Source organism: Acidimicrobiales bacterium (assembly GCA_035540975.1).
Lineage (GTDB): Bacteria > Actinomycetota > Acidimicrobiia > Acidimicrobiales.
Genome location: DATLFN010000003.1, coordinates 1 through 12723 on the forward strand (window position 1 = coordinate 1; position 12723 = coordinate 12723).

At 71.3% G+C, this 12723-nt stretch carries 12 protein-coding genes and 1 tRNA gene; 2 read left to right on the forward strand and 11 right to left on the reverse strand.

The window, feature by feature from the left end:
• Positions 1-246: 246 nt before the first annotated feature.
• Positions 247-648 (reverse strand): hypothetical protein, encoded by a 402-nt coding sequence (locus tag VM242_00115; protein ID HVM03552.1) that lies wholly within the window; start codon positions 646-648, stop codon positions 247-249.
• Positions 649-909, reverse strand: a complete 261-nt coding sequence (locus VM242_00120; protein ID HVM03553.1) for a type II toxin-antitoxin system CcdA family antitoxin — start codon at positions 907-909, stop codon at positions 649-651.
• 400 nt (positions 910-1309) lie between these two features.
• Between VM242_00120 and VM242_00125 the strand changes: the two genes are divergently transcribed.
• Positions 1310-1471, forward strand: a complete 162-nt coding sequence (locus VM242_00125) for a hypothetical protein (GenBank protein HVM03554.1) — start codon at positions 1310-1312, stop codon at positions 1469-1471.
• Positions 1472-2048: 577 nt separating this feature from the next.
• On the opposite strand, the gene VM242_00130 is transcribed toward VM242_00125, so the two are convergent.
• The 9 genes from VM242_00130 to dnaA form a co-directional block, all read right to left on the reverse strand.
• Positions 2049-2125: transfer RNA gene (locus VM242_00130), tRNA-Ile, on the reverse strand.
• A 29-nt stretch (positions 2126-2154) separates the two neighbouring features.
• Entirely contained in the window at positions 2155-2529 is a 375-nt protein-coding gene (locus VM242_00135; protein HVM03555.1) for a DUF3566 domain-containing protein, read from the reverse strand.
• 4 nt (positions 2530-2533) lie between these two features.
• Positions 2534-3118 (reverse strand): hypothetical protein, encoded by a 585-nt coding sequence (locus VM242_00140; GenBank protein HVM03556.1) that lies wholly within the window; start codon positions 3116-3118, stop codon positions 2534-2536.
• 62 nt (positions 3119-3180) lie between these two features.
• Positions 3181-5649, reverse strand: a complete 2469-nt coding sequence (gene gyrA, locus VM242_00145; protein ID HVM03557.1) for a DNA gyrase subunit A — start codon at positions 5647-5649, stop codon at positions 3181-3183.
• 305 nt (positions 5650-5954) lie between these two features.
• Positions 5955-7910, reverse strand: a complete 1956-nt coding sequence (gyrB, locus tag VM242_00150; protein HVM03558.1) for a DNA topoisomerase (ATP-hydrolyzing) subunit B — start codon at positions 7908-7910, stop codon at positions 5955-5957.
• A 125-nt stretch (positions 7911-8035) separates the two neighbouring features.
• Positions 8036-8368, reverse strand: coding sequence for a DUF721 domain-containing protein (locus tag VM242_00155; GenBank protein ID HVM03559.1), 333 nt, complete (start codon positions 8366-8368; stop codon positions 8036-8038).
• Positions 8365-9438 (reverse strand): DNA replication/repair protein RecF, encoded by a 1074-nt coding sequence (locus VM242_00160; GenBank protein HVM03560.1) that lies wholly within the window; start codon positions 9436-9438, stop codon positions 8365-8367. The genes VM242_00155 and VM242_00160 overlap by 4 nt, the downstream gene beginning before the upstream one ends.
• A 9-nt stretch (positions 9439-9447) precedes the next feature.
• Positions 9448-10560: a DNA polymerase III subunit beta gene (gene dnaN, locus VM242_00165; GenBank protein ID HVM03561.1), complete on the reverse strand. Its 1113-nt coding sequence runs from the start codon at positions 10558-10560 to the stop codon at positions 9448-9450.
• A 200-nt stretch (positions 10561-10760) separates the two neighbouring features.
• On the reverse strand, positions 10761-12191 hold the full coding sequence (gene dnaA, locus VM242_00170; GenBank protein HVM03562.1) for a chromosomal replication initiator protein DnaA: 1431 nt from the start codon (positions 12189-12191) through the stop codon (positions 10761-10763).
• Positions 12192-12534: 343 nt separating this feature from the next.
• On the opposite strand from dnaA, the gene rpmH reads away from it, so the two are divergent.
• Positions 12535-12669: a 50S ribosomal protein L34 gene (rpmH, locus tag VM242_00175; GenBank protein ID HVM03563.1), complete on the forward strand. Its 135-nt coding sequence runs from the start codon at positions 12535-12537 to the stop codon at positions 12667-12669.
• Positions 12670-12723: the final 54 nt, after the last annotated feature.

Genomic DNA, 12723 nt, shown 5'->3' on the forward strand with positions numbered 1-12723 from the left:
GGCCAACCGGACCAGGTCAGCCGGATCGACCAACTTCCGGTCCGGGGGCCGCACCCTCGGGAGCGCCACCTTCCTGGCCGGCCAGCGACCGATCAGGTCAGCGTCGACTGCGGCGTTGAGGGCGGCGCGCCGCGCGGCGACCCGGCATTTGGCACATCAGCGCACGTGATACCAGCGCGGCTGCGCCCAGCAGCAGGAGCCGCGTCGGCTGCTCGGGATTCGGCCCAACGCCAGCAGTGGCCGCGATCAGGGACGCCGGACGGCGATACGTCGGCTGTTGGCCGCCTGGGTGCGCAGTGCCTCGAAGTCGGCCACGTCCGACGTGAGCACAAGCACGTCGTCGCGTCGGGCCACGTGGTCGGCAACCGCGACGACCACCGCGTCAACGGCCGAGGGCGCTCGTCTGCGGGTCGGGGCCACCTTGTGACGTAGCGCGCCGGCCGCGTAGGCGCGGGCCTCATCGAGCGGCGTGCGCCGGGTTGCCCGCAGCGCCGTTCGCAACTGGTGGTCCTGAGGTCGACCCGTATGCCGCTCAGCCAGCACCACAGTGGGTACCACGAGGTCGTACCCGGCTTCGAGCAGGGCTCGACGCCACTCTGGCGTGCCCAATTCGTCCAGCGCCGTCGAGTCGAGGATGCACGCCGGCACTCAGCCCGCCTTGCGTTCGACCGCCAGGGCGGCCTGGGCGTCGGCCAGGACGTGCCTCGCTCGCGCCAGCTTCTCGTCGTCGTAGACGCCGCCGTTGTCCTCGTAGTCGGCGACCTGGCGAGCCAACTCGGCTCGGGCGCCCACGGTCTCGGTGACCTCGGCGATTCCCCGCTCGCATGCCGCCGACAGATTCACCCCCAGCGACCTAGCCCGGTCGAGTAATGCCTGGTCGATCGTGACGGTGATCCTGCCCTTCGACATGTGTGCATGATAGTACACACACTGCCTCTCGCCAGGCCTATGCGCCACGCCCGCCCCGGCACCCGAGCAGTGCGCGCCGACGTGCCGAACTACGGCGCCCGTAGCCGGCGGCCGCCGAGCCCCCCGGGCGGTGAAGTCACCGGCTCTCCGAACATTCCATCGCGCTGGCCACGCGCTGGCCCCGGCGGCGCGGCGAGCCGGCAGGGAGAATCGAATCATTCGGTGTGGGCAGGCACGCGAGCCACGCGATCACTGAGCGTGCCCGAGCAAGGAACCTGTCCGGGATGCGGCCAGCCGATGGAGCACGGCTTTATCGAGGGGCGAGATCTGGGTTGGGGCGAAGTCGAAGCGCGGCGGCGGCATCCGGTCAGCGCTGGACGGAATCGAATCGGGGGGCGAGATGTCCACACAACCCGTCCCGCCTCGGGCCGCCGACAGCCTGGAGTTGCCCGTGGAGGAGCTGCTCCGGCGGGCACGGCCGCTGCCGCCGCAAGAGGAGATGGTGATCGACGATCTCAGCGAGGAAGAGGGCGCCGCCTTCCTCGCCGCGCTGGAGGCGTGACCGCGCAGCTACGGCGGGGCCCGGTTGTCATCGACACCGACGTGTACGGCGCCGATCTCGTGCCGGGCTCGGCGCTGGCGGTGATCTACGAGCCCATCATCGCCGGGCGGCCGGCGTTCATCTCGTTCCAGACGTCCGCCGAGCTCCGCTACGGGGCGCTCCGACGGAACTGGGGTGCAGCGCGCATGCGGAAGCTCGCAGCGAGGATCGCCGAAGCGGAGACGGTCCACTCCGGGCCCGAACTGGTCGCCGTGTACGCCCACTCCGCGTCGACTGCGAACGGATCGGCCACGCGCTCGGCCAGCGCGACCACGACGCGGACCGCTGGATCGCAGCCACCGCCCTCCGGCTCGGCGTCCCGCTCGTCTCCAACGACCAGATCTTCGAGAACGTCCCGGGCCTGGTGTTCGAGTCGGCGACCCGGAGGTGACCGGCATCGAGTCCGCCCCGTGTCGTGCCCGCTGCGTGCCCGGCACGTGCCCGTAGCGAACGGAAATCCCGGATTCTCACGGTCACCGGCGGACAAACTCCAGGGGCACCTGCACCCCCTCTGAGCTGGGGTTTTGGGCCTCCCTGGTGGTGGGGCTAAGTGGAGTCGAACCACTGACCTCAGCATTATCAGTGCTGCGCTCTAACCAGCTGAGCTATAGCCCCGAGGGAGGACGACGTTACACCGCCCGGGCTCAGACGGTGCTGCGAGCGGGCTCCTCCTCGAGCACCACGACCTCGATCCCGCCCACCACGTCCGACGTCAGGTTGTAGAGCACCGCCATCAAGACGTTGGCCCCGGCGCCCAGGAGTACGAGGACGCCGCCGCCGATCATCGTCGAGCGGAAGATCAGGCCACCGTTGATCCGGAACGACTCCAGGGCGAACAGCTCCTTGACGAAGCGCTCGACGTTGTCGATCACGCCCGTGGTCGACGCCGCCGCCCACAGCAGGAAGCCGGCGACCAGCGCCACCACCAGCATGCAGACGTAGAACAGCAGCGAGAAGCGCAGCACCGTCCACGGGTCGACGCGGCGGATCACCCGGCGGACCCGTCTCCCCTGCGCCACCCGCTCACGGTAGCCGCCGCTCCGGTGGCGGACAGAGCTCGAAGTGGGTGGGGTGGGTCTCGGGGTACGGCCGGCACAAACCGGCCCCGGTGGCGACCGGGAGGAGCGCCGGCACGAACGACGGAGGGACGTCGAAGGCCAGGCCCCGTGCGTGACGGGCGGCGCTGTCGCCCGGGGCCGGTCCCCCCGGAGCCGGCGGAACGGTCGGGACGGGCCGGCCGGCCAGCTGGGCGGCCCGGGCCAGGGCGGCCCGGAGGGCGGGCGCCGCGACGCCCTGGTCGGCGCCGCTGCTGCTCCTACGCGCCCGGGCCGACGCGACAGCGCCACCACCCAACGAGACCGAGGCGCGGGTGTCGGCGCCTGCGGTCTCCACCCGGGTGAGGCGGGCGCCGTTGGCCTCGGCCGCCGCCGCCGCCGCGTCGGCACCGGCCGCTGCCCCGGCCAGGGCGGCCGCGTCGGCCGCGGTGGCGGCCTGCGCCTCCTCCACGGCCCGGCCGCCCACCCTCCCGGCGGCCAGCGACACCATGCCGGCCACCACGATCACCACCGTCAGCAGGGGCAGGACCTGCCCGTGCTCGCGCCTGTGCATCCCGACTCCTCGTTGCTCGTCCGCGCTGGAGGGGGAAGAGGCGACCGGCAGAGCCGGCCCGGTCAGATGCCGGCCGGCTCACTCTCGTCGGCGGCCAGGATGGGGGCGACGGACGCCACCGTGGCGCCGGCGTCGAGGTTCATGATCCGCACCCCGGTGGCGTCCCGGCCCTGCGACGGGATGCCCCGCACCGGGATGCGCATGGTGACGCCGGCCGAGGAGACGGCCATGATCTCGTCGTCGAGGCCGACCATGAAGGCGCTCACCACGTAGCCGCGACGGGCGGTGAGCTTGATGCCCTTCACACCCATAGTGCCCCGGCCCTTCCTGGGGAACTTGTCGAGCTGCGTGCGCTTGCCGAAGCCGGCGTCGGTCACGAGGAGGATGGCGGCGTCGTCCCGGGCCACGTCGCACGACACGACCTCGTCGCCGTCCCGCAGGCGCATGCCGATCACGCCCTGGGCGGCGCGGCCGGTGGCCCGCACCTCGTCCTCGGCGAAGCGGATGGTGAGCCCGTGGCGGGTGACCATGAACAGGTCGTCGGCGCCCGACGTGCGGATCACCCGCACCAGCTCGTCGCCCTCCTTGAGGTTGATGGCGATGAACCCGTCCCGGCGGGACTTGTCGTACTCCGAGAAGGTCGTCTTCTTCACCTGGCCCAGGCGGGTGGCGAAGACCAGGAACTCGTCGTCGCCGAACTCCCGGGTGTCGATGATGGCCTGGATGTGCTCGCCGGTGTTCAGCGGCAGGAGGTTCACGATGGCGGTGCCCCGCGCCGTGCGCTCCTTCATGGGCACCTCGTGGGCCTTCAGCCGGTACACCTTCCCCTGGTTGGAGAAGAAGAGCAGGTAGGCGTGGGCCGTGGTGTGGATGACGGTGTTGACGAGGTCCTGCTCCTTGAGGCGGGCGCCCTGGATCCCACGGCCGCCCCGCCCCTGGGTGCGGAACGCCCCCGCCGCGACGGTCTTGATGTAACCGGCCCGGGTCATGGTGACCACGAGGGGCTCGTCCTCGATGAGGTCCTCGACGCCGATGTCACCCGGGTCGAAGGTGATCTCGGCCCGGCGGCCGGTGGCGAACTTCTCCCGGATCTCCCCCAGCTCGCTCTTGATGACGCCGCGCAGGCGGTCGGGGTCGGCGAGGATCGCCTCCAGCTCGGCGATGGTCTCCCGCAGCTTGGCCATCTCGTCCTCGAGCTCCTGGCGGCCCAGGCGGGTGAGCCGCCCCAGGGTCATGTCGAGGATGTGGTTGGCCTGGACCTCGCTGAACCGGAACGGCTCGGCCATGAGCCCGGTGCGGGCGGCCGAGCGGTCGGCCGACCCCCGGATGAGGGCGATGATGGCGTCGATGGCGTCCAGCGCCTTGAGGAGGCCCTCGACGATGTGGGCCCGGTCCTGGGCCTTGCGCAGCCGGAACTGCGAGCGGCGGGTGATGACCTCGACCTGGTGGTCGATGTAGGCGCGGAGCATCTGCGCCAGGTTCAGCGTGCGGGGGATGCCGTCGACCAGGGCGACCATGTTCACCCCGAAGCTCGTCTGCAGCGGGGTGTGCTTGAACAGGTTGTTGAGCACGACGTGGGGGTTGGCGTCGCGCTTGAGGGGGATGACGACCTTGGTCTCCAGCCCGGCCGAGAGGTTCTGCACGTCCCGGATGCCCTCGATCTCGCGCGCGTTGACGAGCTCGGCGATGCGCTGCTCGATCGCCGCCACCGAGGCCTGGTACGGCAGTTCGCTGACCACGATCGAGTGGCCCGACTTGGTCTCCTTGATCTCCGCCCGGGCCCGCATGCGGATGCTGCCGCGGCCGGTGCGGTACGCGTCGAGGATCCCGGCCCGCCCGAGGATGAATGCCCCGGTGGGGAAGTCGGGGCCCTTGACGAAGTGCATGAGGTCGTCGGGCGTGGACTCGGGATGGTCGATCAGGTGGACGGTGGCGTCGATGACCTCACCGAGGTTGTGGGGCGGGATGTTGGTGGCCATCCCCACGGCGATGCCCTGGCTGCCGTTGACCAACAGGTTGGGGAACCGCGACGGCAGGACGACGGGCTCCACGAACTCGTTGGTGTACTGGGGGACGAAGTCGACGGTGTCCTCGTCGATCCCGGCCAGCATGAAGGTGGCCAGCGGCGACAGCCGGCACTCGGTGTAGCGCTCGGCCGCCGGCGGGAAGTCGGGCGAGCCGTAGTTGCCGTGGAAGTCGACCAGCGGGTTGCGCAGGCTGAACGGCTGGGCCATGCGCACCAGGGCCTCGTAGATGGCCTGCTGGTTGTGGGGGTGAAACTTCCCCATCACCTCTCCGGTGACCCGGGCGCACTTCATGAACGGCCGGTCGGGCCGCAGGCCCAACTCGTGCATGCCGTAGAGGATCCGCCGGTGCACCGGCTTGAACCCGTCACGCGCGTCGGGCAGCGCCCGCTGCGTGATCATCGACATGGCGTACTCCAGGAAGGAGCGCTCCATCTCCTCCTGGATCTCGACGGGCTCGATCCCCCCCAGCCCGTCGTCGCCCGAACCGATCATCACATCAGTCACGCCAGAACCTCGGAGAGAAGGGGCGAGGACCGTTCCGGCGGCAAGAACGGGCGGATACCGCCCCGTTTTGCCGCCAGAGCCGGAGAAGAGCGTCACCACGGGGAGGGCGGGGCGGGGCGGTATAGCGGGAGCGGGCGCCAGGGCACCCGGCAACGGGACGCCGCCGCAGGCGGCCGCCCTGGCTGGGCGCCACCACCGCCGGCCCAGCCGGCGGTGCGAGAACCCGAGCGCGGAGGCGGACGGGCTCCGCCCGTCCGCCGGAGCACCGTCGAGCTCGGTGAGCAGGCTCTGCTTGCGAACCGAAACTAGATGTCAAGGAACCGCACGTCCTTGGCATTGGTGACGATGAACTGCTTGCGCAGCGGCACGTCGTCGCCCATGAGGACCGAGAAGATGTCGTCGGCGATGGCGGCCTGCTCCACGGTGACCTGGAGCAGCGTGCGCTTGTCGGCGGCCATGGTGGTCGAGCCCAGCTCGTCGAAGTCCATCTCGCCCAGGCCCTTGAGGCGCCCGAACTCGGCCTTGTGGTTGGGGTGCTGCTCCAGGAAGCGGGCCTTGGCCACGTCGTCCTTCAGGTACGCCTTCTCCTTGCCCACCACCGTGGAGTAGAGCGGCGGCTGGGCCACGTAGACGTGCCCGTGCTCGACCAGCGGCTTCATCTGCCGGAAGAAGAAGGTGAGCAGCAGGGTGCGGATGTGGCTGCCGTCCACGTCGGCGTCGGCCAGCACGATCACCTTGTGGTAGCGGATCTTGGCCAGGTCGAACTCGTCGCCCACGCCGGCGCCGATGGCGCCGATGAGCGACTGGATCTCGGTGTTCTTGAGCATGCGGTCGAGACGGGCCCGCTCGACGTTGAGGATCTTCCCCCGGATGGGGAGGATGGCCTGGGTGTTGGGGTCCCGGGCCCGGATGGCGGAGCCGCCGGCCGAGTCGCCCTCCACGATGAACAGCTCCGCCTCCTCCGGCTTGCGGCTCGAGCAGTCGGTGAGCTTGCCCGGCATCCCGGCGCCCTCGAGGGCCGACTTGCGGCGGATGAGGTTGCGGGCCTGCTGGGCGGCGGAGCGGGCGCGGGCGGCCTGGACGCTCTTGTTCACCACCTGGCGGGCCTCGGTGGGGTGCTCCTCGAACCACTCGGCCAGCTTCTCGTTGGTGGCCCGCTCGACCAGGCCGCGGATGGGCACGTTGCCCAGCTTCGACTTGGTCTGCCCCTCGAACTGCGGGTCCTGGAGACGCACGGCGATGATGGCGGTGAGCCCCTCCCGGATGTCCTCGCCCAGCAGGTTCGGGTCCTTCTCCTTGAGCAGCCCCTTGGCCCGGGCGTACTTGTTGAGCACGTTGGTGAGGGCCTTCTTGAAGCCCTCCTCGTGCATGCCGCCCTCGGTGGTGGCGATGCCGTTGGCGAAGCTGTGGATCCCCTCGTAGAACCCGGCGTTCCACTGGAGGGCGACCTCGACCTCGTGGTCGCGCCCGGCATCGTCCTGGCCGGCGTGGCTGTAGGAGGCGACCTTCTTGAACAACGGCTCCTTCGCCGCGTTGAGGTGCCTGACGAAGTCGACGATGCCGCCGGCGTAGCGGTAGGTGACCTGCTGGTCGTGGCCCGGGCGCTCGTCCCTGAAGCGGATCTCCAGGCCCTTGTTGAGGAAGGCGATCATCTGGAGGCGCTCGACGACCGTCTGGGCGCGGAACTCGACCTCCTCGAACACCGTCGGGTCGGGCCAGAACACAACGGTGGTGCCGGTGCGGTTGCGGGGCGCCCGGCCGACCACCTCCAGGTTGCCCTGGGGCTTGCCCCCCTTGGCGAACTCCATGCGGTGGCGCTCCCCGTTGCGGTCCACCTCGACGATCAACCGGCTGGACAGGGCGTTCACCACCGACACGCCCACCCCGTGCAGGCCCCCGGACACCTTGTAGCCGCCGCCGCCGAACTTGCCGCCGGCGTTCAGCATGGTGAGGGCGATCTCCACGCCGGACTTGTTGCGGTGCTGGGGATGGCGGTCGACGGGGATGCCGCGCCCGTCGTCGCTGACCCGGCAGCCGCCGTCGCCCTGGAGGGTTACCTCGATGCAGGTGCAGAAGCCGGCCATCGCCTCGTCGACCGAGTTGTCGACGACCTCCCAGACCAGGTGGTGGAGCCCGCTCGACCCGGTGGACCCGATGTACATGCCCGGGCGCTTCCGGACGTGCTCGAGACCCTCGAGGACGGTGAGGTCCTTCGCGTCGTAGGAGGCGGGGCGGCGGCTGCCGTCCGCAGTGTCAGCCATTCAGGCGCGACCTTTCACAGGCGGTATGGATGGAGGCGATCCGGGCGCAAAGACGCAGGTCAGCAGCCCGAATTGCAATGATGGCAGTTTACCACCGGGGTGGGACTGCGAAGGAGGAGCGGCCCTCAGCGACGGCCGCGGACGCGCACCTCGATGCGCTCGGCGACCCGGCTCCCGGCCACCTCGGCGACCCGTTCGAGGACCTCGTTCCCCCGGTAGCGCAGCTCGGTGGCCGCCGACGGGTCGCCCACCCCGACGACCAGCGTCCCCCCCGTCAACCACAGGGGCCGGGTGGTCCGGGCCAGGTCGGGACCGGCGATGCGGGGCCACTGACCGAACACGGCGGCCAGGACCGCGGCGGACGGCGCGCCGAGGCGCTGCGCCACCCGGTCCAGCGACGACGAGATGCGCTTCGGCGCCCTGGCGCCCGACGTCGGCAGGTCCCGCCACGTGCTCACAGGATCCTCCCGTCGCTCATCCGCAGGGTGAGCGCGGGCCGGATGCCGTCGGGGACCGCCCCGGCCGTGGTGAGCAGCGCCTGGCCGTCGGGCAGGTGGGCCACCAGGGCGGCGCTGCGGTCGGGGTCCAGCTCGGAGAACACGTCGTCCAGCAGCAGCACCGGCGGCTCCCCCACCGCCTCGGCGACGGCCGCGTGCACCGCCAGCCGCAGGGCCAGGGCCAGCGAGCGCTGCTCACCCTGGGAGGCGTGGGTGCGGGCGGGGACGCCCCCGATGGTGAGGCGCAACTCGTCGCGGTGGGGGCCGGTGGTGGTGAGCCCCCGGCGCACGTCGTCGTCGCGGGCGGCGGCCAGGGCGGCGGCGAGCGGGCCGTCCCACGACCGCTCGTAGCCCACCCCCACGTCGGCCGGGGCGCCCGCCACCTGATCGTAGGCCTTGGCGATGGGGATCTCCACGGCGCCGACCAGCCCGGCCCGGGCGGCGGCAAGGGCCTCCCCGGCGGCGGCCCACTTGGCGTCCCACACGTCCAGGGTGGCGGCGGCCGACGGGTCGAGCCGGCCCCGGCACTGCTTGAGCAGGGCGTTGCGCTGGCGGAGCACGCGCTCGGCGTCGGCCCGGAGGGCGGCATTGCGGGGGTGGAGGGCGGTGAGGGCGTCGTCGAGCCAGCGGCGGCGGCCGGAGGGGCCGGCCTTGACCAGCTCCAGGTCGTCGGGCGAGAACAGGGTGACCCGCAGGGCGCCGAGCAGGTCGGCGGCCCGGCGCAGCGGCTGGTGGTTCACCAGCGTGCGGGACCGCCCGGCCGGGTTGATCTCCACCTCGATCAGCAGGTCCCGCCCTTCCCGGCGGCCCTCGGCCCGGACCACCGCCGACGCCGCGCCGGTGCGCACGAGGGCCTCGGGCGGGGCGCCGCGGAACGACGAGAGGGTGGCCAGGTAGGCGACGGCCTCGATCAGGTTCGTCTTCCCCTGGCCGTTGCCGCCGACCACAACGCTGAGCGCGTCGGGTGCCAGCACCACGTCGGCCGCCGCGTAGTTCCGGAAATCGGCCAGCCAGAGGCGCTCCAGCTGCACGACGGCCCGCTACGACACCCGCACGGGCATGAGGAGGTACAGGTACTCCTCGCCCTCCACGGCCCGGATGACGGCGGGGCGGAGGGCGTCCAACGTCTCCAGGGTGACCTCGTCGCCCCCGACCGCCTCGACGCCCTCGATCAGGTAGGCGGGGTTGAACGCCACGGTCATCTCGGTGCCCTCGTACTTGGCGTCCACCTCTTCGCTGGCCTGGCCCACCTCGCTGCTCACCACGGTGAGGACGATGACGTCGGACCGCAGCGCCATTCGGACCGGCGTGGTGGCGTCCCGCACGAGCAGCTTCACGCGGCGGACGGCGTCCACCAGGGCATCCCTCGCCACCACCAGCCGGTTCGGGTACGACGACGGGATCAGCTGGCGGTAGTTGGGGAACTCGCCCTCGATGAGCCGGGTGGTGAGGCGCACGGGACCGACGTCGAACGTGGCGTCGTGCTCGCCCAGGCGGAGCACCACCTCCGAGTCGCCCGTGAGCAGGCGCTGGAGCTCGGACAGGGCCTTGGACGGCACCAGCACGTGCTGGCCCTCGCCGAGCACGGTGGTACCGGGCAGGTCGCGCACGGCCAGGCGGTACGAGTCGGTGGCGACCAGGCGCAGCCCCGTGGCCTCGGCGGCCATCAGCACGCCGGTGAGGATGGGCCGGGCGTCGTCGGCCGAGGCGGCCCGCACGACCTGGCGCAGGGCGTCGGCGAACTCCCCGCCGGCCAGGGTGACCGCCTCGCCGGGCGTGCCGTCCCGGCCGGCGAAGGGAAGCCGCGGGAAGTCCCCCGCCGACAGCATGCGCACGGCGAACTGCGACCGGCCCGAAGTGATCCGCACCTCGTCGTCGCCCGCCTCGAAGGTGACCGCGCCCGGCTCCAGGGATCGCACGATGTCGGCCGCCAGGCGGGCCGGGATCACACAGACCCCGTCCTCGGCGCCGCCCACCCCGACGTCGACCTGGATGGTGAGGTCCAGGTCGGAGCCGGCCACCAGGAGCCGGTCCCCCCGCACCTCGAGCCGGACACCGGAGAGCACGGGCATGGCCCCGCCGCGGCTCGTGACGGCCCGGCCGGCGGTGGTGAGCGCCTCGACCAGGGTGTCTCGTTCACTCCTGAGCTTCAACCAACTGCCTTTCTTGTGTAGAGAAAACCTAGAAGCGTTAGTAGGCGGTGTGGATTGGGGAAAACGGCGGTTGCCGCAGGTCAGCGGGGGTGTGACGTCGTGGGGTGATCCCCAGGCTCCCACACCGGTGTGACGGTCCCGGCGATGCGCCGTGGGCGCGGGCGTGGCCGTCCCCCGAATCACATCGGTCCGGCACAAGGTCATGCATCGGTTGTCAGCTTCCGCGTGAGCAGCTCGACGTCCTGGTACACCTTGGCCCGCTCCGCCATGAGGCTCTCGATCTTGTTCACGGCGTGGATCACGGTGGTGTGGTCGCGGCCGCCGAACTCGCGGGCGATGGTGGGGTAGCTGTGGTCGGTGAGCTGGCGCAGGACGTACATGGCCACTTGGCGGGCCTGGACCAGCGGCCGGTTCCGGCTGGGGCCCTGCAGCTCCTCGGGCGTGAACCCGAACACCTCGGCCGCCGTGGCGATGACGAGCTCGGGGGTGATGGGGCGGGGCCGGCTCTTGGAGAGCACGTCGGAGAGGACCTTCTCGGCCAGTTCCTTGGTCAGCGGCTCGTCGTGGTGGCGGGCGAAGGCCACGACCTGGGTGAGGGCGCCCTCCAGCTCGCGGATGTTGTCGCGGATGTTGGTGGCGATGAGGACCAGCACCTCGTCGGGTACCCGCTCGCCCCGCCGCTCCGCCTTCTTGCGGAGGATGGCGATGCGGGTCTCCAGGTCGGGCGGCTTGACGTCGGTGACCAGGCCGGCGAGCAGGCGGCTGCGCAGGCGGACGTCCACCGAGCCCATCTCGTTGGGTGATCGGTCGGAGACGATCACGATCTGCTTGGACGACTCGTGGAGCTCGTTGAAGGTGTAGAAGAACTCCTCCCCCAGCCGCTCGCTCGTCATGATGAACTGGAAGTCGTCCATGAGCAGCACGTCGCACTGGCGGTAGCGGCGCTTGAACGCCAGCGTGGTCTTCGTGCGCAGGGCCTCCACGAACTCGTTCATGCAGCCCTCGGTGGGCGTGTAGCGCACCGTGTAGTTCGGGAAGTTGTCGCTGACGTAGTTCCCGATGGCGTGCAGGAGGTGGGTCTTCCCCAGACCGCTGCCGCCGTAGATGACGAGGGGGTTGTAGGCATGGCCCGGGGTCTCGGCCACGACGCCGGCCGCGGCCCGGGCGAAGCGGTTCGAGTCGGCGGTCACGAAGGCGTCGAAGCTGAACTCCGGGCGCAGCAGCCCCCGCTCCCGGTTGCCGCTGCCGTCGCCGGTGGCCCTCGGCCCCGCCGGGCCGCCGTTCGCCGTGGACTCGGCGGCAAGGGTGCCGTCGTCGTCGCCCGGGTGGAGGCCGGCGTCGTCGGCCACGTTGGTGTCGTCCGGGCTCGACCCGTCGGCCGGCGTGGAGTGGACCACGAACTCGACGGCTACCGGTGCGCCCGCCACCTCGGACACGACGTCGGTGATGACCGGGAGGTGGACGGTGGAGAGCCGCTCCTTGGCCATGGCGCTGTGAACGGAGAGGACCAGGCGACGCTCGTCGGCGAACGACGGCTCGACGTGGGCGAACCACATCCTCCAGGCGGCGTCCGTCACCATCGGCCGGAGCGCCTCCGCAGCCAGGGCCCAGAGCTGCTCTGCGTCCGTCAACGGCGCCTCTGCCTTCCCCTCGAGCTCAGTGTCCACAACATCGTCCACACCTGTGCATAACGACAACAGGCCCCGGAGGGCCTGACCGCCGGCCCCCGGGCCCGAGGGCTCCGGGGGAAGTCGGAGCCGGGCGGGGGAGGCGGTGGAGCGACGGTAGCACCGGCACTCGGCGGTGGCGAGAGGCGACCCGGAATAGGGGCTGACCAGCCCGTCCGCCGGCCCGGCCGGGCGACCGCGCCCTGGACCACCCTCCCTCCGGCACCGGGCCCGTTTGTCATCGGCCCGGCGCCGCCCTACCGTGGAGCGGCCGGGCCAGTCACTGCCCCCAACAGGGAGCTCATGGGTGAAGCGAACCTTTCAACCGAACAACCGGAAGCGGGCCAAGAACCACGGGTTCCGCCACCGGATGTCGACGCGGGCGGGGCGCGCCATCATCAAGGCCCGCCGGCTGAAGGGCCGCCACCGGCTCTCCGCCTGATCCGGCGCATCAGCGACAAGGCCACGTTCACCGCCCTGCGCCGCTCCGGCTGCC